Origin of the sequence: Pedobacter superstes, assembly GCF_037622515.1 — a bacterium.
Lineage (GTDB): Bacteria > Bacteroidota > Bacteroidia > Sphingobacteriales > Sphingobacteriaceae > Paradesertivirga > Paradesertivirga superstes.
Window position 1 is genome coordinate 163,163 of record NZ_JBBJCN010000004.1, and the last position, 25,681, is coordinate 188,843.

Annotated in this window: 15 protein-coding genes; all 15 read right to left on the bottom strand. The window is 37.9% G+C overall.

All coding sequences use genetic code 11. The features are described 5' to 3' along the window. Positions 1 to 221 precede the first annotated feature (221 nt). The 15 genes from WG906_RS12920 to WG906_RS12990 all read right to left on the bottom strand — a co-directional run bounded on the left by WG906_RS12920 (position 222) and on the right by WG906_RS12990 (position 25,442). Positions 222 to 1,331: a glycosyltransferase gene (locus WG906_RS12920; protein ID WP_339993100.1), complete on the bottom strand. Its 1,110-nt coding sequence runs from the start codon at positions 1,329 to 1,331 to the stop codon at positions 222 to 224. Between the two features lie 125 nt (positions 1,332 to 1,456). After that, a complete protein-coding gene (locus WG906_RS12925) occupies positions 1,457 to 2,512 on the bottom strand; it encodes a glycosyltransferase family 1 protein (protein WP_339993101.1) in 1,056 nt (351 codons plus the stop codon). A 121-nt stretch (positions 2,513 to 2,633) separates the two neighbouring features. Further along, positions 2,634 to 3,809, bottom strand: a complete 1,176-nt coding sequence (locus WG906_RS12930; RefSeq protein WP_339993102.1) for an O-antigen ligase family protein — start codon at positions 3,807 to 3,809, stop codon at positions 2,634 to 2,636. Between the two features lie 80 nt (positions 3,810 to 3,889). Next, a complete protein-coding gene (locus WG906_RS12935; RefSeq protein ID WP_339993104.1) occupies positions 3,890 to 4,753 on the bottom strand; it encodes a glycosyltransferase family 2 protein in 864 nt (287 codons plus the stop codon). A gap of 3 nt (positions 4,754 to 4,756) precedes the next feature. After that, on the bottom strand, positions 4,757 to 5,941 hold the full coding sequence (locus WG906_RS12940; protein ID WP_339993105.1) for a DegT/DnrJ/EryC1/StrS family aminotransferase: 1,185 nt from the start codon (positions 5,939 to 5,941) through the stop codon (positions 4,757 to 4,759). Then, a complete protein-coding gene (locus WG906_RS12945; protein ID WP_339993106.1) occupies positions 5,938 to 7,380 on the bottom strand; it encodes a lipopolysaccharide biosynthesis protein in 1,443 nt (480 codons plus the stop codon). The genes WG906_RS12940 and WG906_RS12945 overlap by 4 nt, the downstream gene beginning before the upstream one ends. A gap of 113 nt (positions 7,381 to 7,493) precedes the next feature. Next, positions 7,494 to 8,051, bottom strand: a complete 558-nt coding sequence (locus WG906_RS12950) for a UpxY family transcription antiterminator (RefSeq protein ID WP_339993108.1) — start codon at positions 8,049 to 8,051, stop codon at positions 7,494 to 7,496. Between the two features lie 274 nt (positions 8,052 to 8,325). Next, the gene (locus WG906_RS12955; RefSeq protein ID WP_339993109.1) at positions 8,326 to 10,581 is read right to left on the bottom strand and encodes a GumC family protein; all 2,256 of its coding nucleotides are present in this window, start codon (positions 10,579 to 10,581) and stop codon (positions 8,326 to 8,328) included. 50 nt (positions 10,582 to 10,631) lie between these two features. Then, positions 10,632 to 11,402: a polysaccharide biosynthesis/export family protein gene (locus WG906_RS12960; protein WP_339993110.1), complete on the bottom strand. Its 771-nt coding sequence runs from the start codon at positions 11,400 to 11,402 to the stop codon at positions 10,632 to 10,634. A gap of 405 nt (positions 11,403 to 11,807) precedes the next feature. Continuing rightward, entirely contained in the window at positions 11,808 to 12,152 is a 345-nt protein-coding gene (locus WG906_RS12965; protein WP_339993111.1) for a helix-turn-helix domain-containing protein, read from the bottom strand. Between the two features lie 234 nt (positions 12,153 to 12,386). Further along, positions 12,387 to 13,316, bottom strand: coding sequence for a PorP/SprF family type IX secretion system membrane protein (locus WG906_RS12970; protein ID WP_339993112.1), 930 nt, complete (start codon positions 13,314 to 13,316; stop codon positions 12,387 to 12,389). Positions 13,317 to 13,363: 47 nt separating this feature from the next. Then, positions 13,364 to 22,720: an MBG domain-containing protein gene (locus tag WG906_RS12975; RefSeq protein ID WP_339993113.1), complete on the bottom strand. Its 9,357-nt coding sequence runs from the start codon at positions 22,718 to 22,720 to the stop codon at positions 13,364 to 13,366. A 330-nt stretch (positions 22,721 to 23,050) separates the two neighbouring features. Further along, a complete protein-coding gene (locus WG906_RS12980; protein ID WP_339993114.1) occupies positions 23,051 to 23,605 on the bottom strand; it encodes a UpxY family transcription antiterminator in 555 nt (184 codons plus the stop codon). A 331-nt stretch (positions 23,606 to 23,936) separates the two neighbouring features. After that, positions 23,937 to 24,704: a polysaccharide biosynthesis/export family protein gene (locus WG906_RS12985; RefSeq protein WP_339993115.1), complete on the bottom strand. Its 768-nt coding sequence runs from the start codon at positions 24,702 to 24,704 to the stop codon at positions 23,937 to 23,939. Between the two features lie 381 nt (positions 24,705 to 25,085). Continuing rightward, a complete protein-coding gene (locus WG906_RS12990; protein WP_339993116.1) occupies positions 25,086 to 25,442 on the bottom strand; it encodes a helix-turn-helix domain-containing protein in 357 nt (118 codons plus the stop codon). Positions 25,443 to 25,681 lie beyond the last annotated feature (239 nt).

Sequence of the window (25,681 nt, forward strand, 5' to 3'; positions counted from 1 at the left end):
TTAATTTGAGAGTCTTAGACCTTTAAATCGAACTGAGCCTGGTGACTGGAAATAATTATCAATGGCTTTTAATCTGATTGCATTCAATGAAGCATGAAATATCTGAACAATCTTAATCGCTTTTTACCAAACACTCATTGTTTGAAGAAATGATGAGAAAGAGAGCTTAAATGATTTTGTCAGAGTTTTTACAGATACGCTGTCCACCAGCAAAAAGACAATCAAATGTTTAAGCCATGGCTTAATATCAATTTTTCCCATTTTAAGGAGATGGTTTCAAGAGAATTAGATTTATTAATGAGTTTCGCATTCTCCGAAATTCTCCTTTTCAGTATAGGGTTAGTCAGTAAATCTAAAATTGCGGTGGCTAATTCATGCACGTTGACAGGCTCAACCAATATGCCATTATCCTGATTTATAATAATTTCTGAAGGTCCGAATTCACAATTAGTGGCTATACAGGAACATCCTAAACTCATTGCTTCTACCAAAGCATTTGGATAACCTTCGTTTCTGGATGAGAGAACAAATACTTCTGCCTGCTTATAATAATCCTGAATATTATTCTTAAAACCGATTAATTTAACTCGATCAGTTAAGTTCAGAGATTCTATCAATTGTACAATATTGCTTCGTTCTTTTCCTTCTCCAGATATCAATAAATCAATATCTAAATCGCGTAACTTGCTAAACGCATTTATCAGAATGTCAAATCCCTTTTGAGGGTCGAGGCGTCCGACAGCTAGAATATATTTCCGGGGATACACCTGGCTGCTAAAATTGGAGGCAAACAGATTTACAGGGTTATGAATAGTCTTGAAATTATTCAGACTTCTAAATAATCTATTCTTTTTAAAAGATGCAATCATTCCTTTTGCCGGGATCACTATTGCTTTAGCGTGCTTATAAATAATATATGACAAACATTTATAAATATAATTAAAGCTGTTTATTGTATAATCGGGTGTTATTCTTTCAGAAACCAGGTAAGGTATTCTAAGGATACTACAAGTGAGTCCTGTCCATAAATTTGCAGAGGTCATGAATGAAACCACGCATTTGGGTCTTTCTCTGGCAAGTAAACGCAGCAGATTAAAGAACGTCATCCCTCCATACAGCAGCCTGTAGAAAAAACCAGAACTATCTTTTCTGTTAACCAGATAAACCACCTTTATTCCGGGAGAAGGTTTATATGACGCGGGCGCATAATTAAGACAAACAATATATACTCTATAACCTTTCTCATGAAAGTAATTCGCCAAATTTGTAAGAACGCGCTCGGCCCCGCCACCTTCTAAGGTATTGATAACAAAAAATAAATTCGATTTCATAAACAATATAAATTAAGAAAGAGATTCGAATAGGTTTATTGGATGTTTTATCGTTTAGGAAGCAGTCGTCTCATCCTCTTTCAATGGTTCGATTTGTTATAAAAGTTTTTTTTGAGCACACCAAATCAGTCCATTATCTCCTTCAGCTTTTTAACAAATGTTTCAGAATCATTAATGCTTTTTCTATACAGCTCTTGCCCGTACTTGGCTATATGTTTATAAGAGTTATAATTTGAAGTTATAGAATTCAATTTATCGGGAAGATCCTGTAAATCCCAAGCGACAGGCAGATAGGTTTCATTTGGAATATAGATATTAGGATATGTTTCCAGATGGCCCATCCAGGGTTTAATAAGCACTGCTCCTGAAATAAAGGTTTCAAAATCCCGATAGCAAATTTCGCCCCATCCAAAGGGACTTATACTAATTTTGGAACTCCCTAACTCTTTAAGATACAGTTTCTTACTAATGGCAGCTCCTGTAGCTACTTTTAGATTCAATGAATTGATAAGCTTAATTACTTCAATTCTTTGATCTGAGATTTTATTGGAAACATCTTTCTTTACAGTACCACGAAAGGTTAAATCCAATATTCTTTTTTTATCAACTCCCTGATAATTAACAGAATGAATGTTGTAGCTAAGGTAATTACTTAAGCGACTCATCTTATAACCAAAATACCGGTAATCGTTAAGCCCGATATTCCACCCGATTTTAATTTTTTTCAATTCCTCTTTCGGGCAAGGCGTAAAAGAGGAGGCATTATCGTTGAGCCAAACCCTCAAAGGTTTAGACGTTTCGGTATAGAGTGTTAAATCTTTATGTATTTGCTTTTTAACAAAGGAATCCACTAAATGAATAATTGGAAAATCTGCAGAGCCTGTTGAATCAGCTGCATCGTACCAAATTATTTTCCCCGCATCCTTTTTCATTTCAAAAAGATAATTCATCAGCTCCGCTTCATTTTCTGAATTCCTTTTTAAAATATTTTGCCAGCCTTTATCAAAATAGCGTGAGTGAATGAATAAACAATCAGCACCTGCTAATTTTGCACTTTTGTGGTTGGAATAAAATTCTACTTTAATATCATGCTCTCTCAGCGTTTTACTCCATCTATGTAATGGATGACTTTCTGAATAAAAACGATAATCGGGCCAATCAAGAACCTTTAATGTTTTCATGTGTGTATCGCAGGTTTATTATAATCTTCTACCCAATAACCTGTCAAGTATCTGCACAATTGCACAGCTAAATTCAAATCTTCGGACAGAGTCGAAAGATCATATTTAAAATCATTTCAGGCTAATGATTTCCGGCAGATGTTGGATTAAGGGATTCAGGACTATTTTGAATTTTTGATAACTGCATTATGCAGAAGTATAAAAATATCGTTGGACCGCTTCCAGCCAACAACCATTCGTTATGAAAAAATGAATTTAGTGAAATAGCTAAAAAGGAAAAGCACAACGAAATCATCAAGGCATTTTCCCGTTTCCGGATATGCAGAAGCGCACGCCAGAATATGCTTGCAATTTTCTGATAAAATAACCAGAGAAAAAGACCGCCCACAACAATTCCTAGGTAGGTGATAAACATTAAATACGCATTATGGGAAGTTACAATGCCTTCAAAGCCAAGCCTGAATGCGGGATTCCGTTTTGCTACATCAGTCCAGGACTTTCCGTAAAAAGCTAATCCAAAAGGATTGTCGGCTATGATTTTAAAATTTTCAATCATTAAACTTTCCCTGTGCTCATCAGCATTCTTCTCATTCTTTGCCAGGATATTCTCTTTCCGGCCTGTGGACAAATCTTCAATAGACGATCTAAACAGCAGCCCGAAACAAATCAGAATTCCTACAAACAGCAAAGCTTTAAAGCGATAATACAAAATCCAAAAAAGGCCGACTGATAATGAAAAAGTCACTAATACAGATCGATTCATGCCATAGAGAATCAAAACCAGAGACAGTCCAAATACAATAACTATTATCAGGATATGCTTTCGAAAGCATATTGCAGAAATTACTGCAAAAGAAACTAAAGCCGAAAGCTGGTATCCAAAAGTAAAAATATAGGGGGCAATACCAGAGGGTGTTTGCTTTGCTACTTCACCAAGAAGCATGGACCGTAATGCTGTAATTTGAACAGGGTTAAGATGATCAAGCAGCATTATTACCGATGACAAGAGAAGCAATGCATAAAACATCCAAATAGAGAGCGTTAATTTCTTAATGTCTTTCCCGATGAAATAATTAAAATACATAATACAGCATCCTACAATAATCAATACAACAAGAAAAGATTTTATACTCTGCAGCGCTATCAGAAAAAGCAATATGGCCCCCATCAGAAAAACAAACATTTCTTTTGTATAATAAAACCTTTGTGAAAAGATATTTTCTTGTTGCTTATTGAATAAGAAAATCAGGGGCATGGTAAATACCAGCGGTGCAGGTAATCTTATAAAGGAATTCATGAAAATGTTAAATGTTAATGTATACATATACATAAACATCAATAGATAAACTATGCTATTTTTAATCATCATACAATCGTTTAAATCAAAGATGATATGGTATTATAAGCACTTCTTAACTTAAAATTGCGGAGTTCAAAAAGAAAAAACTGGGTAAAATAATTGAACAGTAGTTTCCTTTTCAACCTGGTTGAATATGAAAAATGATTGACGATGATGTTAAAATCATTAAGCATCCTTCCTTTTCTTATTTTAGGATCTATCATACTAAAAATACCACCCCTGTGAAGTCGATACGTAGACATAACTTCGGGTATAACATATATTTTCCCGCCGGTATTCGCTATTATATAAAGCTTTAAAAACACATCGGAACCAAAGGTTCTGTGATACCATTCGTTTTCAAAAATCTGCTTCAGTTCTGGTGAGTTACGACATACAATAGAACTTGTTCTGGTTTCATGTCGTTTTCCCAATAAGAGATCGTTATATGTGTATTCAAAGGGGATTAATTCTTCTGCCTCATACACTAAGGCATCCGAATCATCAATGACCCTCGCATAATGGCAGCAAATGGCGATGTTTGCATCGTTTTCCAAAAGGTCGATCTGCTTTTGAAGCTTTCGCTCATCTGTCCAAAAATCATCACCCTCACAAAACGCAACGTATTTTCCGGTTGCTGCTTCAACTACACGCTTGACGTTTTTAGTAGGTCCCACGTTTGTTTCTGAGGTGATCAGCCTGATAACAGATGGGTGATTAGCTGTATATTCTTTAACAATTTCCCCTGTTTGGTCTGTAGAACAATCTTCGCCTATAAGGATTTCAATTTTAAAATTGGTTTTTTGCATTAAAAATCCTTCAATTGTCTGAGCTATATACTCTTCGTGATTATACGTTATACAACATATACTAACGGTAATATCTGAAACTGGCCTGTCCATTTCTTAATTGTTTAAATCAGAAATAGTTATTTTACGGTCATTCAGTAATGATTTGATCTCTTCTTCGATCAAAATAGTTTTTGCTGCTTTGTTAATAGTTGCATTTTGACCATAATTCTGTTCTCTTAACATTACTCTGCTTACCAAATCCAGGTCACCTGTCATAAGGGAATGGTACAATGGCAAGCAGACAATCCGCTGTACAACCGAATCGCAAACAGGAACCTGCTGATTTTTAACAAACGGAAGTGTAGTTAGTGCCGGGTAGAAATACCGGCGACAATAAACTTTTTCGCTTTCCAGGGCTTTAACACACCTAAGCATCAGATCATGGCTATCAAACAAAACCGGGAAATAAGCATAATTATAATCGCGATCCGCGTTTAGTTTTGGATATTTAGCTTTAAGGTTTGTTAAATTATCAATATAATGAAGAGACAATAATTTTCTTTTTTCCAGAATTTCGTCAATATGATTAAGGTTACATAAACCCATTGCTGCATGAAATTCTGAATTTTTTCCATTTATACCCAACTCGGCAAACTCTTCTGGTCCGTCATGGCCGAAGTTTCTTATGAAAGCCATTTTCTTTAAAAGATTGGGGCATTTAGTAAATACCGCACCTCCTTCTATGGTATGAAATATCTTGGTAGCATGAAAGCTGGTAGTACTTATATCGCCATACTCAAACACCGATTTGTTCTTATATTTCGTTCCAAAGCAATGTGCAGCATCGTAAATTACTTTTAGGTTATGTTTATCGGCAATGGTCTGTATTGCTTCAATATTGCAGGGGTTCCCAAATACATGGGTTGCCAAAATAGCCGAAGTTTTTGATGTAATGGCAGCTTCTATTTTTGTGGGATCAATATTGAATGTATCTTCTTCAATATCTACATATACAGGTTCACAGCCCTGCCAAACAATGCTGCTGCTTGTAGCAACATAAGAAAAAGGGGTAGTAATAATTTCGCCCTGAAGTTCTAATGCTTTAATTGCAATTTGAAGAGCTAAAGTGCCATTGGTAACGTAGAGTAAATAATCCAGGCCCAAATACTTTTTTAGTTTTAATTCTAATTCATTAACAAGGGGACCGTTATTAGTTAACCATTGGCGTTCCCAAATACTGTTCAGATATTCATCATATTCATTTACACTTGGTAAATAGGGTTTAGTCACAGGTATCATTTCTTTAGGATTAGTTGTTTGAAATCTATTATTGCATTTAACTTTATTATATTACTGGAGCTTAAATACATTAGAAAATAAAATACACCGGCTATTATTAGCCTGGTAAAATCAGGCAATTGAAATCTTAGAAAAAGGTATCGGTCAAGGAAATAACAAAGAGCACCGATTATACAGGACAAAAAGATTACCGGAAAAATATCTGCAAGTTGTTCTTTAAATGTATAGCCGATGATTTTACCGCTATAGAACGAATTAATAAAATATCCCAGGACGCTGAAAATTAATTGAAAATATAGTAGTCCATAAATTCCGAATGGAATTGCTATTACTATACCTATTACACTAATGATTTTTTTTACTACCTCTAATTTTAAAAACAGGTCGCTCCTGCCTTTTACTTTAAGAATATTAAGGTTATATGCATGCAAGGGATACATAATACCTGCAAAACATAGTATCTGAAAATAAGGAACTGCAGGTAACCACTTTTCTGTTAATAAAAACCTGAATAAGGGCTCGGCAATCACACCTAAGAATATTAATGCCGGAGCGTTCCAGAACAGAACCTGCTGCAATATTTTTTTGTAGATGCCTTTTAATTTCTTATCGTCATTCGATATTGACGCGAACATCGGGTAAGTAACTTTATTTAATGCAGCAGAGATGTTACTAATGGATAACTGACTAATGCTATTGGCTCGTGAATAATAACCTAGCAGAGTAGCAGAATAAAACTTACCTATAATGATGATATATATGTTTTGGTAAATGGTGTCTAACAATCCCGACAAGGTCATTTTGTATCCAAAAAAGAAATGTTTCTTAAAACTTTCTTTATCAAACACCCAGTCGGGCCGCCAACCAGAATAGGTCCAATGCATTAAGGTTGATAGAAGAGAATTAAGTAAACTCATCCAAACCAGGCTCCAAACGCCATAACCCATTTTTGCTAATATAATCCCTAAAAGACCGCCACCTAAAACCGATGGTATTATGATGATAGTCTGTGCTTTAAAATCCATTTCCTTTGAAAGGCGAGTATTTTGGATAGTAAAGAAAGCGTTCAAAATGAGTGTTAAGCCATAGACTCTGATAATGTTGGTTAAGATCTCCTGTTTATAAAATAATGAAAGATAGGGAGCAAGCAAAAACAGGATAAAATAGAGAAAAACACTTCCAATAAGGTTAAAAAAAAATATTGTGGAGTAATCTCTCTGATTTGCATCGTTGGTTCGAATCAGCGATGATGTTAATCCGCTATCCATCAAAGAATTTCCAATGGAAATGAATACAGCAAACATTGCTATTATCCCAAACTCGGCCGGATCTAATATTCTGGCAAGAACTATGGTTATACAGAAACTAAGCAACTTGGCACTAAACTGCTCTGTAAATGACCATAAAATACCCGATATCGTTTTCTCTCTTAAACTCATAGCGAAGCCATTGCAGCCTATGCATTTATATAAATTGCATTTTTTAGGTTTTCAGATTTCTCAGGGATACCGAATCTTGGGGCCTTTAAAGATTGCTTTTCATTTTATCAGCATTAATTTATTAAAACCAGGTTAGCCGCTTCTACCCTGCTTACTAAAGCGCATTCAAGATTATCGAGAATCATCAAGACGCTTTTTCCCTGCACCTTAATTACTTTACCTTGATGGTTAGTAAACATGCCGTTTTTTATGCTCACCCGATCGCCTATAGAGATCGTTTTTAAATCGACAACCTCTAAATCCGGACAATAAATCAGCGCGTTTTTAATCTTATCTATCTCAGATTCTCTGATTTTAGCGGGCTTTCCCATATAATAGATAAAGTTTAGAACCCCCAGGGTTTGTCTCACTTTAAATTCTTCTTTGCTGTTTATTTTGACAAATACATAAGAACAGAATAAAGGCAGTTCCACAATTTTCTTCCGGTCGGCCCATTGATTTTCAACTTTACGTACCGGACAAAAACTTTCTATTCCCTGAGCCTGTAACAGGAGATCAACTTTCTTCTCCCAACGCGGACGGGTGTAAATTACCAGCCAAATCCTTTCAGTAAGAGATTTATACGCTGATTTTAATTCTGAAAATGGGCTATTGTGTAGAGGATTGTTCATTTTTACAGGCTTTAGATATCAATTGTGCAGGTGTGTAAAAAGCACAGGGCTTCGCCATCTCAGTTACATGAGTGTTTTTGTACTTTAATTTTTTTGCACTCAGATCATTGTAGATTCAATGAAAGAGTTTTTTGATGTAAGCCGGATAGAGCTTCGCTATCTCACTTACATGATTAATTGTTTTTTTGGTAGTTTAAACTACCTGGCAATGGGGATTTAAAAAGCAGATAGTAGATTAAATAAATGTTTAAATCTTTAAGTTTGTATTATTCAGTTAATTGTACGCATATCTGCCATAGGCATAAGCATCACTATTATCTTCTTTTGCATCGTTAAAAACAACCATTGGATTTTTCAACTTCTCATTTTCATAGATATCCTGCAAAATTCGGAGTTGAAATTTATTGGTATAATTATAGCGTACCAGATAAATACTGGAGTCGGTATATTTAGCCAGACTGAATGCGTCTGCTACCTGCCCCACTGGTGAAGTGTCTACAATTATATAATCAAATTTCTCTCTTAATTCCTCAAACAATACACCGATTCTGTCGCTCATAAGGAGTTCTGCCGGATTATCCGGGAAAGTACCGCATCCAATCACCGATAGGTTCGGCGAAAGTTCTGAAGGGGAGATAATATTATCTAAAGTGACATCCTCAAAATTTAAAAAATCTGTAATCCCAAGTTCGGATTTGACTTTTATACTCTGAAGCAAATCAGGTTTCCGTAAGTCAAACTCCAATAAAACAACCTTTTTATCTGTTAATGACAATGTTAGGCCTAAGTTTACACTGAAGAAAGTTTTACCTTCACCTTTGATACTGGAGGTTATAAGAAGAACCTGGTTTTGCTCTCTGGAATTGATATAATTTAAATTGCTGCGGATATACCGGAAAAGTTCTGAAATAGTAGTACGGCTTCCTTTTTGAACGACCACAGAGCCAAGCTTACCTTTGTTACTTAATTCGCCCAACACTTTAGCTCCGGTAATGAATTCAACTTCCGATGCGTCCTGAACCTTTGTATTAAATTTATCGCGACAGTAGATTATACCGGCCGGCAAAATTACTCCTAATAAAAACGAACATAAATATATTAAATCACCCTTAGGCTGTTCAGGAACTGTATTATATGCAGGCTTATCTATAACCTGCGATGTAGGAATTGTGGCGGTTAATGAAAGTGCTGTCTCTTCCCTTTTTTGTAATAAGTAATGGTACAGGCTGATCTTAACATCCTGTTCACGGTTTCTCTCCAATAAACCTCTTTCTATAGACGGAACATCTCTGATTCTGGACTCAGACTGAGCATACTTCGAGCGTGAATTATTTCTTTCGATCACTAATCTATTTTTAATATTCTTCAGGTTTTCCTGAAGACTCAACCTAATACTTCCTAGCTGTTCATTTATATTAACAACAAGAGGATTATCAGCATTATTCGTACTCAGTAATCTTTGTTTTTCCAATTGCAAGGAGTTATATCTTTCGGTTAATGCTTCCAGAGTTGCATCTTTTAACCCTAAAGTACTTGGAACCAGCCCAGAATTCCTGCCAGGTTGCCTTAAATAGGTTTCTAAAGATGTAATAATGCTTAACTGCATTTCTGAGCCGGCTAACTGCTGATTATATATTTGAGAATTATCCAGGTTCATCTGAGCATTCGACATAATATCTGTCACCTGATTTTGCTGTTTGTAATTTTCCACGTCCTGTTCTACAGCTGAAAGATCCCTGGTAAGATATTTTAAGCGATTATCTATGAAGCTTATCGTATTTCTGGCTATAGTGTTCTTATTCATTACATTCTCATAATTATAAGTCTCTATTAATTTGCTTAGAATATCTATACCACGTTGCGGAACTTCATCAATCATGCTTATTATGATAGTATTTGCATCTTTAATGATGGGAACAACAGTGAGTCTGGCAAGGCTAAAGGCTTCAGCCATCTGAACGAGGTTCTTAAATTTTATGGATATCGGTTTGTAGTTTTTTGCAAATGCTGGTCCTTTAATTACCCGGATGGTATAATCTGGATTTTGAATTACCTGATTGAAATGATATACCCTGCCTTTATCGCCTTCTTTGATAACGAATATGTTCTCATCTAAAATCTGAAGAGTATATTTCTTAATATAGGCGTTATTAGTAAGCCTGTAAACAATAACTCTTACCGGTAAAGTTTCACCATAAAGTTCAGCCCTGGTTAACCAATTGTTTTTTGAATAACTTGTTTCCAGTGATAATTCTTTTAAAACTTTATATATTAAATCCCTGGAACGCAAAACCTCCATTTCATTGTCTACAGTTTTTGTGGTTTTAAACATTTGAAGGTCACTAAAAGCCGTTCCTTTCAACATGCCCTCTCCTTTTGCATCATCCTGGATCAAAAGAGTGCTGCTGATTCTGTACTTAGATGGAGTATAACGCACATATAGAATTGCTACAGTTAAGCAAAAGACAATAGACACCAGGAATATCTTCCAGTGTTTGAGGTATTTTTCTAATTCTTTCAGAGTTTTCATTTAGTGTAGAATTAAATGATTATCGATTTTTAGCGCCTGATTAGTAAAAGCTATCTGCTAATTAAGGTAGTCGCAAGAACTGCCAAAGCAGATATGGTTGCTACTACCAAAGGCATTAATCTGTTGTTTGGATTATACTCCAAAACTTTAGATTTATCCGGTTCCACATACACCACATCGTTTTGTTTAAGGTAAAAATAGGGTGATTGAAAAATCTCCTGTTTGTTTAAATTCATTCTGACCATCGTACGCTTACCATCAACTTTCCTTATAACTAATACATTTTCCCTTTTTCCATATGGCGTCATATCACCTGCCATACCAAGAGCCTGAAGGAGATCGACTTTTTCATTTGATACTGTAAAGGTTTCAGGTTTATTAACTTCCCCGATTACTGTGATTCTGAAGTTCAGAAACTGCACAGTGACTATGGAACTCTTCACATATTTTTCAAGTTTAAGAGCAATCATATCCTGAGCTTGTTCAATGGTTAAACCCTTTAGGTTAGTAATACCAATTACTGGAAAATTAATCTCTCCCCTGGTATTTACCCGGTAGCCTTCTTTTTCATAGGTTTCATTATTTGCGGGGTTACTTGAGTTGAAGGCAAACAACATATTGGATTCTTTACTGGGCGTATTAATAGTAATATTAAGCAGATCACTTTCTTGAATTTTAGGCTCAATATCATTTAGAATTATAGACTTCTCATCTGATTTTTCCGACAAGTCACTAAAGTAAACCAGATTTCTTCTTGGAGAGCAGGCATTTAAGGCAATCACACATACAGCACAGAAATACAACAGGTAGAAATTTTTCATGACTTTTTAATTAAATAGTTATGAATTGTATAATCAAATTTACACAGTATTTGAAATGAAAAAACGATTTCCGGAGGTTGTTACAGCGATTGTAAAATATTCACATTTAAATACACATAAGGCCACAAAGCAGTTCACAAAAGGGCTAAGAAGCGGGTTACAGTGTGAAAATTTACACTATTAAACAAAAAATTATTAAAATATTTTTTTTTTGATTATATAATCAGGGATGGAATAGGAGTCTAATTTTTTCACATATAAAAATCAGACAGGGACAGAAATTCACAACAATATAAAATGTGATTTCTTCAAAAAAACCAGACCCTTTTAATTAGGAGAAAGGATAATTTACCTGCAACTATTGTATTAGCTCACAGCATCGGACGTGAGACTTAGGGCCAGATGTTATGATGGATCGATGTTATGAATCAAGAAATTATTATGTTGTTCAAGCAGAGTGATATATTTATTTCTCCAGTAAGTGACCAATTCTAATTCATTTACTTCAGTTCCAGTATTCCCATTTATTTGAGTATTTACTCGTGGCGATGAATCAAACAAATCAGGGAACTCCGCTGAAAAATCATGATTTAATACAGTTCCGATTTTATAAACTATATCCCTGCTCAGCCGTTCCTGATTGAACCAGTTATAGACAGATCGCCTGCTAACATTAAGTTTTCTGGAAAGTTCGCTAATACTGATGTGATTGCGTCGAATAACTTGTTCTAGAATTTCACCTTTTTGCATAACCATTAATTTAGATTGTTATAAAATATTTAGTATACACGTCAAAAAAATTTCAATTGCGAATTTTATGTAGAAATCATCCAATAAATTTTTTTTTATTGAATAGCAGGAAGAGATTGTAATTGTATAATTCTTCACGGAATTGCAGAGAGGTAAAACATGATCTCATACTTATTAATCCCGGATCAAGATTAATAAATCTCATGGCTGCTATCACGATTTTGTGTGAACTCCTTATTCTTTTGGCTTTAATAAGGGTATTTTAAGGTTTACTTCAAAAATGCCTTTTGTATCATGTGTTAAGGCTGACATTTCCTTTGTATATATGAACTGAAAGTATACGCTGGTCATATAATTCATTCCAAGACTAAAGGAGGCGCTTTTAGTGCTATGGTACATGCACATCATATTAAGGTTATTAGCGAACATTACGCTGGATCCCAGATCCCACATATTGGCAGCTCCCTTTACTCCCCTATAGCAAAATTTTGGTTCCAGAGCAACTTCGTTCCTATCTACACCGCTTTTAAACATATAAGATATAGCTGAATAAAAAGTAGGGCGGTCTATGTTCCCAATGTTATAATCTTTCTTGAAATAGGTCTTCAGATTAGGTAAAGATCCTTGTATGGTTAATCTTTCATTGGTATAGGCGATGCCAAAATCACCATCTATAGTCATCTCACGCAGGTTAAACTGTTCAACAGCTACATCATTCTGATCTCCGATTATATCCTCTTTATTGATATACTCATGCATAAAACCGAGTGACCATCCAAAATGTAATTCATCTCCTTTAATATTAAGGGGTAAATGGTAGGCGTATGTAGCCATCGTTCTGGTTCCTTTGATAAGTCCAGCTTTGTCGTTATAAATACTCAGTCCTAATCCAACCTTTTTAACCCGGTAATCTCCTGTCAGGGTTTGTGTTACCGGCGCTCCCGGGATTCCGTTCCACTGGTTTCTGTAGCTCAGATTAATATTTAAGTTATCATCCATTCCGGCAAGTGCCGGATTACCCAAATATTGATTTTGATAATATTGGGATACTAAAGGATTAATCTGGGCAGAAATACTGCTTACACCAATGAATAAAATGATAAACAAAAGAACTATCAGCGCTCTGTTTAAGAAACTACATGAGTAATTAATACCTGTTTTCATGACTGATTTTTTTAAAGTTTAAAAACTATTGTAATGTTAAATATGCCTTACCTGATTTTTTCTCTGACTATAGATACAAAGCCTTTTACTTTGTCGAAGCCAGATCCCAGAGTTATGATATAATAGTATGTTCCTTCTGTTAAGGCATCACCGTTGGATGTTCCGTCCCAATCATTGAGATACCCCTTTTTGGTGTAAACCAACCTTTCTGCCCGGTCGAATACCCTTACCTCATTGTCAGGATATAAGTCAATATTCTTTACTACCCATATATCATTTACACCATCTCCATTAGGAGAAAGAATATTATTAGGTATAAATTTGAAATCCTCCCGTGCCTCAATCGTGATTTTTTGTTCAAAAGGACATCCGTTCGCATTGGCGCCGCTGACGATATAAGTGGTTGTTTGTTTCGGACGAACGGTTAACGTTGCCGTATTCTGGCCACTGATAACACCTGAAGCATCTGCCCACACATAATTAACTCCTCCTGATGCGGTTAAATTAATCCAATCACCTTTCGATATGGAAGCTCCCTTGTCACTTGTGATCTGCGGGTTGGGTGATTTATAGGTGGTTAATTTAAATTTCTGTATGAGCTCATCCATGCCGCCATTAGCTTTACCCCCGTTGTCTGCAACCTTAATGGTTAAGTTTGCTATACCGTTAGCATCGGGTTTTAACTGGTAGGTTAATTTGGCTGTCCCATCCTGACCGTTTTTGATGTTCAGCTGATCAAAAAGGTTGTTATCTGAACTTACAGATAAAGTATAGGTCTGATTAGCTTCAGGACCAGCTGTTATGCCGCTTAAAGAAACAGTTTGCAGCTCGGAGTTGGTACATATAACCTGGTCTGCTATGGCATTGATCGTCGGTACCTCATTCACATCGTTCACTGTAATGGTAAAGATCTGTTCCAGGCTCATACTACTATTATCAGTAGATTGAATTCGGATCGAATAGGAGTTTTTTCTTTCGAAATCAAATGACTGAGTTGTTAACAGCTGCTTACCCGTAATCATGAAAGACTCATTATCAGTATTGCCATCACCATTTACTAAGGAATAGTTGAAGCTTGCGTTTCCATATGCTCCTGTGGTGTTTAGTAATCCCACCAGGGTGCCGCTAACCTTATTCTCATCAATAATTGAATTAGCTAAAGTCAACTCTCCTGGCGTGATGGTCAATGTACCGTCTACATAGTTGATTGAATAGTTTCCCGAAGAGGCACCACTTACCTTCACCGGATATGAACCAGTCACTGAACCGGTACGTGCAGTAGTTGTAATGGCTGGCTGAGTCAAAAGACTAACAGGGGTATCGCCATTTACAAAGCCGTTATAATTGGCTGTAAGTATTGGATTGATTGCATTGTATGCTTTCGTTTGGTTATTTGCTGTGATGGTTAATGAAGCCTTTTCCACAGTTAATACCGCTCCGGGGTTGCTTACAGTATAGTTGCGCAGTTTATTGTCAGGATCTACCAGTGAAGCAACAATCAGATAGGTTCCTACAGGGGCAGTTGCCGATGAACCGGTGCTGGTATAGGTGGCGGTAAGGTTATCCCCGTTCTGGATACCACTGAAGGTTCCGGTAAAGGCGCTGAATACAGAACCATAGGTTTTCCTCTGATTATCGGCAGCCAGGCGTAGGTCAAGACTTGCTTTATTGACCGTTAATACCGCTCCATTATTTACTACAGTATAATTACCCAGTTTATTGTCAGGATCTATCAGGGTGGCCACAATCGGATAGTTTCCGGCATTGGCTGTTGCTGCCGAGCCGATACTGGTATAGGTTGCGGTAAGGTTATCCCCGTTCCGGATACCACTAAAGGTTCCGGTAAAAGCAGTGAATGCTGAACCGTAAGGTTTGCCTTGATTATCGGTGCTTAGAACTAAGGATACAGGATTGACGGTTAAAAGTCCGTCAACATAGCTGATGTTATAGTTGGGTGATGAAGCGCCGCCGACAGTTATCGGATGAGTCCCAACTGGAAAACCCGAAGTTGCAGTCGTGCTAACAACCGGCTGAGTGGTCAGGCTATTAAAGGTGTCGCCGTTAACAAAACCACTATAACTGGCCGTTAAAACCGGATTATCTGCCCCGTAAGATTTACTTTGATTATTAGCAGTAATTACCAGGGTTCCTTTGCCAATAGTAAGATTTTCACTGGTAAAGTTCAGCATATAATTACTGTTTAAAGCCAGTGTATTTTGATTAATGGCATATGTCCCCACGTTCTCACCAGTTGTACGGCTCAAGGCTCCGCTGAAGGAATCGCCTGAAACAAGAGGACTGGAAGTATAGGTTAATGCAGGATCAGCATCGCCATAAGTTTTGGTTTTTGCTTCAGCTGTTACGTTGATGGTTTTAGTGCCGATTATCAGGTTCGCACCAGTATAGCTCAGTACATAATTGCTGTTTAAAGCCAGTGTATTTTGATTAATGGCATAAGTTCCTACATTTTCCCCTGCTGTGCGGCTTAGGGACCCGTTGAAGGAATCCGTTCCAACCAATCCGCTGAAAGTATAGGTTAATGCAGGATCAGCATCGCCATAAGTTTTGGTTTTTGCTTCAGCTGTTACGTTGATGGTTTTGGTGCCGATGGACAGATTTGCAGCGATATAGTTCAATATATAGTTACTGCTTAAAGCCAGCGAGTTTTGATTAATGGCATAAGTTCCTACATTTTCCCCTGCTGTGCGGCTTAGGGACCCGCTGAAGGAATCCGTTCCAACCAATCCGCTGAAAGTATAAGTTAACGCAGGATCGGCATCGCCATAAGTTTTAGTCTTTGCTTCTGCTGTTACAGTAATGGTTTTGGTGTCGATGGTCAGATTTGCAGCAGTATAATTCAGGATATAGTTACCACTTAATGCCAAATTATTTTGATTAATGGCATAAGTTCCCACATTCTCACCTGGTGTGCGGCTTAGGGACCCGGTGAATGAATCTGTTCCAACCAATGCTCCGGATGCAATGGTATAGGTTAACGCAGGATCGGCATCGCCATAAGTTTTAGCTTTTGTTTCTGCCGTTACGGTGATGGTTTTGGTGCCGATAATGAGGTTCGCACCAGTATAATCGAGAATATAATTGCCATTTAAAGCAAGTGTATTTTGGTTGATGGCGTAAGTGCCTACATTCTCACCTGCTGGGCGGCTTAGTGATCCGCTGAAAGAATCTGTTCCAACCAATCCGCTGAAAGTATAAGTTAAAGCAGGATCTGCATCTCCGTAGGTTTTAGTTTTTGCTTCTGCTGTTACGGTTACAGATTTAGTACCGATCGACAGGTTAGCACCAGTATAGTTCAAGGTATAGTTACTGCTTAAAGCCAGTGTATTTTGATTAATGGCATAAGTTCCCACGTTCTCACCAGCTTTACGGCCTAGCGATCCGCTGAATGAATCTGTTCCAACCATTGCTCCGGATGTAATGGTATAGGTTAATGCAGGATCTGCATCGCCGTAAGTTTTAGTTTTTGCTTCCGCCGATACAGTGATGGCTTTACTGGCGATAGTCAGATTTGCACTGGTAAAATTAAGGATGTAATTGCCGCTCAAAGCCAATGTATTTTGATTGATGACATAAGTTCCGACATTCTCACCTGGAGCACGGCTTAAAGATCCGCTGAAAGAGTCTGTGCCAATCGATCCGGTGAAAGTATAGGTTAAGGCAGGGTCTGAATCGCCATAAGTTTTAGCTTTTGTTTCGGCTATTACGTTGATGATTTGGGTACCAATAACCAGGTTCGCACCGGTATACTCCAGGATATAATTGCTATTTAGAGCCAAAGTATTTTGGTTGATGGCATAAATTCCCACATTTTCACCAGTTGCGCGGCTTAGTGATCCGCTGAATGAATCTGTTCCAACCAATGCTCCGGATGTAATGGTATAAGTTAGTGCAGGATCTGCATCGCCGTAAGTTTTAGCTTTTGCTTCTGCTGTTACGTTGATGGTTTTGGTGCCGATGGTCAGATTTGCACCAGTATAATTCAGAATGTAGTTACCGCTTAATGCCAAATTATTTTGGTTAATGGCATAAGTCCCTACGTTCTCACCTGCTGCGCGACTTAGGGACCCGATGAAGGAATCCGTTCCAACCAATCCGCTGAAAGTATAAGTTAAAGCAGGATCAGTATCGCCGTAAGTTTTAGCTTTTGCTTCTGCTGTTACGTTGATGGTTTTGGTGCCGATGGTCAGATTTGCACCTGTGTAGTTCAGAATGTAGTTGCCACTTAATGCCAAATCATTTTGGTTAATGGCATAAGTCCCTACATTCTCACCTGCTGCGCGGCTTAGTGATCCGATGAAGGAATCCGTTCCAACCAATCCGCTGAAAGTATAAGTTAAAGCAGGATCAGCATCCCCGTAAGTTTTAGCCTTTGCTTCTGCTGTTACGGTAATGGTTTTTGTGCCGATAACCAAATTTGCACCGGTATAGTTCAATATGTAGTTACTGCTTAATGCCAAACCATTTTGGTTAATGGCATAAGTCCCTACATTCTCACCTGCTGTGCGACTGAGGGACCCGCTGAACGAATCTGTTCCAACCAATCCGCTGAAAGTATAAGTTAATGCAGGATCAGCATCCCCGTAGGTTTTAGTTTTTGCTTCTGCCGTTACGTTAATGGTTTTAGTGCCGATTATCAGGTTTGCACCAGTATAGTTCAGTATATAGTTACTGCCTAATGCCAGCGAGTTTTGATTAATCGTATAAGTTCCCACATTCTCACCTGGTGTGCGGCTTAGGGACCCACTGAAGGAATCCGTTCCCATCAATCCGCTGAAAGTATAAGTTAATGGAGGGTCAGCATCCCCGTAGGTTTTAGTTTTTGCTTCTGCCGTTACGTTAATGGTTTTAGTGCCGATTATCAGGTTTGCACCAGTATAGTTCAGTACATAATTGCTATTTAAAGCAAGTGTATTTTGATTAATGGCGTATGTTCCCACGTTCTCACCTGCTGCGCGGCTCAATGATCCGCTGAAAGAATCACCGGCAACGAGTTCTCCGGATGTCGTTGATATATTTACATTATAGGTGTAGACTCTTCCATTGGTGCGTGGATCAGTATTATCAGAGGAAGAAAAACGCAGCCTTGTACCATAATGGCTGAACAGCCCCTTACCTATATTTCGAATATCGGCATGTTGTGAGTGAGCTGAACCAATCTCAAGGCCATTTTCAATAACTTTCAGTGTCGAAACAGCTGGCTGTCCATTTGAATCGCCAAGCAGGCTGGGGTCTACATCAATACTATAAGCAAAACCTCCATCTGAAGTAACCTTAGAAAGATCCAGGTGAACATTTGCTGTGCTGGTTACTGGACCTGCGACTATGGTATAAGATAAAGCAGGATCTGCATCCCCGTAGGTTTTATTTTTTACATCAGCCGCTACGTTGATAGCTTTGGTACCGATAGTCAGGTTTGCACTATTAAAAGTCAGCACATAATTGCTGTTTAATGCCAGAGTATTTTGATTAATGACATATGTTCCCACATTCTCACCTCCTGCACGGCTTAATGCCCCGCTGAAGAAATCCGTTCCAACCAATGATCCGGATGTAGTTATGCTGTACGTGTAGACTCTTCCATTGGTACGTGGATCAGTATTATCAGAGGAAGAAAAACGCAACCTTGTACCATAATGGCTGAACAGACCCATACCCGCATTTCGAATATCTGAATGTTGTGAGTGGGCCGACCCAATCTGAATACCATTTTCAAAAACTTTCATTGTCGAAACAGTTGGCTGTTCATTTGAGTCTCCAATCTGGGTTGGGTCTACATCTATAATATAAGCAAAGCCCCCATCTGAAGTAACCTTAGAGATATCAAGGAAAACATTTGATGTGTTAACAGCTGAACCTGTAACTGAAGTTATGGTATATGTTAAAGCAGGATCTGCATCTCCGTAGGTTTTAGTTTTTGCTTCTGCTGTTACGGTTACAGATTTAGTACCGATCGACAGGTTAGCACCAGTATAGTTCAAGGTATAGTTACTGCTTAAAGCCAGTGTATTTTGATTAATGGCATAAGTTCCCACGTTCTCACCAGCTTTACGGCCTAGCGATCCGCTGAATGAATCTGTTCCAACCATTGCTCCGGATGTAATGGTATAGGTTAATGCAGGATCTGCATCGCCGTAAGTTTTAGTTTTTGCTTCCGCCGATACAGTGATGGCTTTACTGGCGATAGTCAGATTTGCACTGGTAAAATTAAGGATGTAATTGCCGCTCAAAGCCAATGTATTTTGATTGATGACATAAGTTCCGACATTCTCACCTGGAGCACGGCTTAAAGATCCGCTGAAAGAGTCTGTGCCAATCGATCCGGTGAAAGTATAGGTTAAGGCAGGGTCTGAATCGCCATAAGTTTTAGCTTTTGTTTCGGCTATTACGTTGATGATTTGGGTACCAATAACCAGGTTCGCACCGGTATACTCCAGGATATAATTGCTATTTAGAGCCAAAGTATTTTGGTTGATGGCATAAATTCCCACATTTTCACCAGTTGCGCGGCTTAGTGATCCGCTGAATGAATCTGTTCCAACCAATGCTCCGGATGTAATGGTATAAGTTAGTGCAGGATCTGCATCGCCGTAAGTTTTAGCTTTTGCTTCTGCTGTTACGTTGATGGTTTTGGTGCCGATGGTCAGATTTGCACCAGTATAATTCAGAATGTAGTTACCGCTTAATGCCAAATTATTTTGGTTAATGGCATAAGTCCCTACGTTCTCACCTGCTGCGCGACTTAGGGACCCGATGAAGGAATCCGTTCCAACCAATCCGCTGAAAGTATAAGTTAAAGCAGGATCAGTATCGCCGTAAGTTTTAGCTTTTGCTTCTGCTGTTACGTTGATGGTTTTGGTGCCGATGGTCAGATTTGCACCTGTGTAGTTCAGAATGTAGTTGCCACTTAATGCCAAATCATTTTGGTTAATGGCATAAGTCCCTACATTCTCACCTGCTGCGCGGCTTAGTGATCCGCTGAAGGAATCCGTTCCAACCAATCCGCTGAAAGTATAAGTTAAAGCAGGATCAGCATCCCCGTAAGTTTTAGATTTTACTTCTGCTGTTACAGTGATGGTTTTTGTGCCGATGGTCAGATTTGCTCCGGTGTAGTTCAGAATGTAGTTACCGCTTAATGCCAAATCATTTTGGTTAATGGCATAAGTCCCTACATTCTCACCTGCTGCGCGGCTTAGCGATCCGCTGAAGGAATCCGTTCCGATCAATCCGCTGAAAGTATAAGTTAAAGCAGGATCAGTATCGCCGTAAGTTTTAGCTTTTGTTTCTGCTGTTACGTTGATGGTTTTAGTGCCGATTATCAGGTTCGCACCAGTATAGCTCAGTACATAATTGCTGTTTAAAGCCAGTGTATTTTGATTAATGGCATAAGTTCCTACATTCTCGCCTGCTGCGCGACTTAGGGACCCGTTGAAGGAATCCGTTCCAACCAATCCGCTGAAAGTATAGGTTAATGCAGGATCAGCATCGCCATAAGTTTTGGTTTTTGCTTCAGCTGTTACAGAGATGGTTTTCGCACCGATAGTCAGATTTGCACCGGTATAATTCAATATATAGTTACTGCTTAGTGCCAGCGAGTTTTGATTAATGGCATAAGTTCCCACATTCTCACCTGGTGTGCGGCTTAGGGACCCGCTGAAGGAATCCGTTCCAACCAATCCGCTGAAAGCATAAGTTAACGCAGGATCGGCATCGCCATAAGTTTTAGTCTTTGCTTCTGCTGTTACAGTGACGGTTTTGGTGCCAACAAGCAGATCTGCCTGGGTACTTGTTACCGAACTACAAATACCGGATACAATAACCCGGTATTTATAGCCGCTCATAGATACAGTCGGCTGTGACAAACTCAATGTGGCTGTAGTAACACCAGAATAAATCCCTGTATTGCTGATATTAACAAACCCAGAACCGGTATTCTCTTGCCATTGGTACCCAGTACTGCCTGTTGCAGAAACTGAAAAACTTACCGGAGATCCATAAGTAATCGTTTGATTTACTGGTTGTGTTGAAACAGATGGCGGTGTAGTTACAGTTACTGTTACCGAAGCACAAGCAGTGTTAAAATTACACGGTGCTGCATTTTCATAGCGTCCGTAATAAGTGGTGGTACTTGTCGGACTAACAGACAAATTATTGCCAGTCCCTGCTAATGTGCCCCCGCAAGAGGCGGTATACCATTTGATTATTTCTGAGAAACCTCCGCCGCCACCATTAAGTGTAAGATTTGTACTTTGTCCACTACAGATCGTTGCAGGTGAAGCAGATGCCGAAGTAGGAGCGGCTGATTTTTGGTTTATTGTCCAGCTTACTATAAGTGGCGTTGATGAAGTGCAATTGCTTCCTGAAGCCGTACGATAGGTTTGTATATCAACAGTATTATGTCCGATTGTACTTAAATTGGCACCCGAAGTATAGGTCTGCCATGAACCTCCATCAAAACGGTATTGCAGTACGTCTGATATTGTTCCCGCCCCGCCAGCTCCGGGGGTTGCGCTTGCTGATACATTAGTTCCTGCACAAACTGAACCAGCTGTTGGGCTTGGAGACAATGTGCCCGAAGTTGGCTGTGCGTTTATTATCCAGCTAACTGTAACGGGAACAGAAGGCGCACAACCAGCATCTGAATTGTAAAAGCTATAGGTTTGAATATCAACAGAAGTATGCCCGGCGGTGACAAGTGCGGTATTAGAAGTATATGGTTGCCATGCACCGCCATCATATCGATAAAGAAGCTTATCTGTTATAGGTCCTGATCCTGTTCCACCGGTAGCTGTTGCCGAAACAACGCCTCCCGAACAAATAGCGCCTGCAGCAGGAGAAGGACTTAGGGTTCCGGCTGTAGGCCCTTGTACAGATGGTAGTACACCAGATAAAAAGACACTATTGCTGGTATAGCCGGCATTTGTATAACCTGTTATATCCCACGGACTAAAAGTAACCGATGGAGTAGAGAATGTTATTATTAAATAGTCATTTTTATTCAGGACGCTTGTGGAAGTTGTAAGTTTCAATAAACTGCTGGTAGATTCATTAGTCCAAGTTGCCCCTGTATTGTCAACAGCAGAAATGTTAAAAGGGGCACCTGCGTCTGTAGGTATTACGCTCATTACCGATCTAAGCTTTGGACTCCCGGTGATGTTTATAATTTTTATTGTATAGGTTATTGTAGCTGAATTGCAAGCACTAACGGTGATGTCTGCAGTAAACTCTCCACCCATTCTGATCCGCATTCTTTCACTTTCCTCATTTTTAAGTGAAGTGTTCGAAGACACTTCCCCTTTCTCTAAAGCAAAAACAGATGAGCAGGTGAAGAACAAAAAGAAAGCAAATAGAAAGTGCAGTTTTTGTTTGTGTAAAAATTTTTTCATCGCGTTTAGATTTAAATGAATGAATGAGATTGATCAGAAGTCAATCCTGACTTTTATTGATTATTTATCTTCGGAGATTTTCAATTAATCTTAGGAAAGGAACTTAAAATGAGCTGTTTGAAAAGGAAATAAAGGAACGGAAAGGGCTATCCCCAGGGGCCGGTAAGGCCCATAAAGTAGCCCAGTTTTATGAAAAGAGCGTGTTAGTGGAATCGGTTTATTGGAAGTATTCCATGGTGAAATACTGTTAATCCTGGTTATTACAGAAATTCTTTAATTATAGCCTCATTAAGCCCTGAGAAGTAAAGCTATATTTTATTTTTATTATCGTTAGTTTACCAAAACCAGGTTCGCCGCTTCTACCCTGCTCAATAAAGCGCATTCAAGATTATCAAGGACCATTAAAACGCTTTTTCCCTGCACCTTAATCACATTGCCCTGATGGTTGGTGAAAATTCCGTTTTTAATACTCACCCGGTCACCTATCGAGATAGTTCTCATATCGACAACTTCTAAATCCGGACAATAAACGAGAGCATTTCTAATTTTATCTATTTCAGATTCTCTGATTTTTGCAGGTTTTCCCATATAATAGATGAAGTTTAACACCCCTAAGGTTTGTCTTACTTTGAATTCTTCTCTACTGTGTATATTGACGAATATATAGGAACAAAATAAGGGCAGGTCCACAATCTTCTTCCTGTCGGCCCATTGATTTTCAACTTTACGTACCGGACAAAAACTCTCTATCCCCTGGGATTGCAACTGAAGGTCAACTTTCTTCTCCCAACGCGGACGGGTGTAAATTACCATCCAATTCTTTTCGTTTATAGAATTATAAGTTGTTTTCGAATCTAAGAATGTGGTGTTGTCGGCAGTTTTCATATTTTCGAGTATTTAGTTATCAAATCGAGCAGGTAATTAAAAAGCACAAGGCTTCGCCATCTCAGTTACATGAGTATTTTTTTAATTAGAATTTAATGGACTCAGATCATTGCAGAAATCAATGTAAGAGCTTTTTTGATATCATGCTGGGCAGATAAAGCTTCGCTATCTCACTTACATGACCATTTTGTTTATTAGTAGTTTGAACTATAAACTACCAGGCAATAATTGGCGCTTAATTAAAAGCAGATTTAGAGTGTAATAAATGTGAGAACGTGAACTAAAATCTTTAAAATTATCAGACTTTTATTATGGTATCCTCATTAAAAAACTATCTGCTGATCAATGTAGTTGCCAGCACTGCCACTGCAGATATTGTCGCTACAACCAAAGGCATTAATCTGTTATTTGGATTATATTCCAGAACTTTGGATTTATCCGGTTCCACATAAATAACATCATTTTGTTTAAGGTAGAAATAGGGCGATTGAAATATCTCTTGTTTGTTTAAGTTCATTCTAACCATGGTACGGTTTCCATCCTCTTTTCTTATAACCAATACATTTTCCCTTTTCCCATAAGGGGTCATATCCCCTGCCATACCAAGTGCCTGAAGAAGGTCTACTTTTTCATCAGATATTGTAAACGTTTGTGGTTTATTAACCTCTCCAATTACAGTTATTCTGAAGTTTAGAAAAGAAATATTCACAATGGAGTTTTTAACATATTTCTCGAGTTTTTTAGCGATCGCATTTTGGGCTTGTTCAAGAGTTAATCCCTTTAACACTGTACTACCGATAACAGGGAATTTAACCTCCCCTTTATTGTTTACCCTGTAGCCTTCTCTATCATGCTCAGAATTATTATTTTTTTGACTACTTGAGTTAAAAGCAAACAATACGTTTGATTCGGCACTCTGTGTGTTTACAGTGATACTAAGCAAATCACTTTCTTGAATTTTTGGCTCAATTTCATTTAGAATTACAGAATTCTCGTTTGATCTTTCTTTAAGATCACTGAAGTAAACTAAGTTTCTTCTGGATGAACATGCACTTAATGCAATCAGGCATGCAGAAACAAGTATGTAGATATTTTTCATCACTTCTGTAAATATGTCTGTGAATTGTATGATAAATTTACACACTATTCGAAAAGAAAAATCGATTTCCGGAGGTTGTTACATCAATTGTGAAATGTTTACAATCAAATTCACACAATAGTGAAAGTTTTTTTTACAAGCATCTTCAAAAGCAACTTTTAGTGTGAATCTGGCACTATTACATCGAAATAATTTAAAAATCAGTGTTGGGATTATTAAAATATCGAAGGAATAGAAGTGTTATTTTTTAACAAAAAAAATGTTGACAGGAACAAAGTTCACATCAACATCAGGTATTCTTTTTATTGAAAATAACCAGGTTGGTTAATGAGGGAGGATTGATAAATCAACTAATTCAACCGTGTTGAATTAGTTGATAGGTTAGAGTGTAGCGGCCGATGGCTCAATGTTATTAATTAAGAAATTATTATGCTTTTCAAGCAGATTAATATATTTATTTCGCCAGTAATTGACCGATTCTAATTCATTTATCGCGGCACTATTATTTCCGTCTATTTGGGTATTTACTAGTGTCGACGAATCAAACATATCAGGAAACTCCACTGAAAAATCATGATGTAAAACTTCACCGATTTTATAGATTATTTCCCGACTCAGACTTTCCTGAGTAAACCAATTATAGATTGATCGGCGGCTAACTTTAAGCTTCCTGGAAAGTTCGCTAATACTAATATGATTGCGTCGAATAACTAGTTCTACAATTTCACCTTTTTGCATAACCATTAATTTAAATTGTTCAAAAAATTCATTAAATAAGACAATAAAAGCGATTTACATTGCTTTTATCATGTAGATATCATCCAACAACTTTTTGACTTTATTGAATAGTTAGGAATAAGAAGAGTACATAGATAGTTTTTAATTTCCGATCGGAATTGGAGGGATGTAGAGCGTGATTTCATATTATTTAAAATTGAGTGATAGATTCAGTTTGTTCAGTTAATGATAGTCTTAGA

What these genes read in the sequence shown, in the direction of transcription:
- WG906_RS12990 (WP_339993116.1), bottom strand. Translation starts at nt 25,442, where the DNA reads ATGCAAAAAGGTGAAATTGTAGAACTAGTTATTCGACGCAATCATATT.
- WG906_RS12980 (WP_339993114.1), bottom strand. Translation starts at nt 23,605, where the DNA reads ATGAAAACTGCCGACAACACCACATTCTTAGATTCGAAAACAACTTAT.
- WG906_RS12920 (WP_339993100.1), bottom strand. Translation starts at nt 1,331, where the DNA reads ATGAAATCGAATTTATTTTTTGTTATCAATACCTTAGAAGGTGGCGGG.
- WG906_RS12930 (WP_339993102.1), bottom strand. Translation starts at nt 3,809, where the DNA reads ATGAATTCCTTTATAAGATTACCTGCACCGCTGGTATTTACCATGCCC.
- WG906_RS12935 (WP_339993104.1), bottom strand. Translation starts at nt 4,753, where the DNA reads ATGGACAGGCCAGTTTCAGATATTACCGTTAGTATATGTTGTATAACG.
- WG906_RS12945 (WP_339993106.1), bottom strand. Translation starts at nt 7,380, where the DNA reads ATGAGTTTAAGAGAGAAAACGATATCGGGTATTTTATGGTCATTTACA.
- WG906_RS12960 (WP_339993110.1), bottom strand. Translation starts at nt 11,402, where the DNA reads ATGAAAAATTTCTACCTGTTGTATTTCTGTGCTGTATGTGTGATTGCC.
- WG906_RS12955 (WP_339993109.1), bottom strand. Translation starts at nt 10,581, where the DNA reads ATGAAAACTCTGAAAGAATTAGAAAAATACCTCAAACACTGGAAGATA.
- WG906_RS12970 (WP_339993112.1), bottom strand. Translation starts at nt 13,316, where the DNA reads ATGAAAACAGGTATTAATTACTCATGTAGTTTCTTAAACAGAGCGCTG.
- WG906_RS12965 (WP_339993111.1), bottom strand. Translation starts at nt 12,152, where the DNA reads ATGCAAAAAGGTGAAATTCTAGAACAAGTTATTCGACGCAATCACATC.
- WG906_RS12950 (WP_339993108.1), bottom strand. Translation starts at nt 8,051, where the DNA reads ATGAACAATCCTCTACACAATAGCCCATTTTCAGAATTAAAATCAGCG.
- WG906_RS12975 (WP_339993113.1), bottom strand. Translation starts at nt 22,720, where the DNA reads ATGAAAAAATTTTTACACAAACAAAAACTGCACTTTCTATTTGCTTTC.
- WG906_RS12925 (WP_339993101.1), bottom strand. Translation starts at nt 2,512, where the DNA reads ATGAAAACATTAAAGGTTCTTGATTGGCCCGATTATCGTTTTTATTCA.
- WG906_RS12940 (WP_339993105.1), bottom strand. Translation starts at nt 5,941, where the DNA reads ATGATACCTGTGACTAAACCCTATTTACCAAGTGTAAATGAATATGAT.
- WG906_RS12985 (WP_339993115.1), bottom strand. Translation starts at nt 24,704, where the DNA reads ATGAAAAATATCTACATACTTGTTTCTGCATGCCTGATTGCATTAAGT.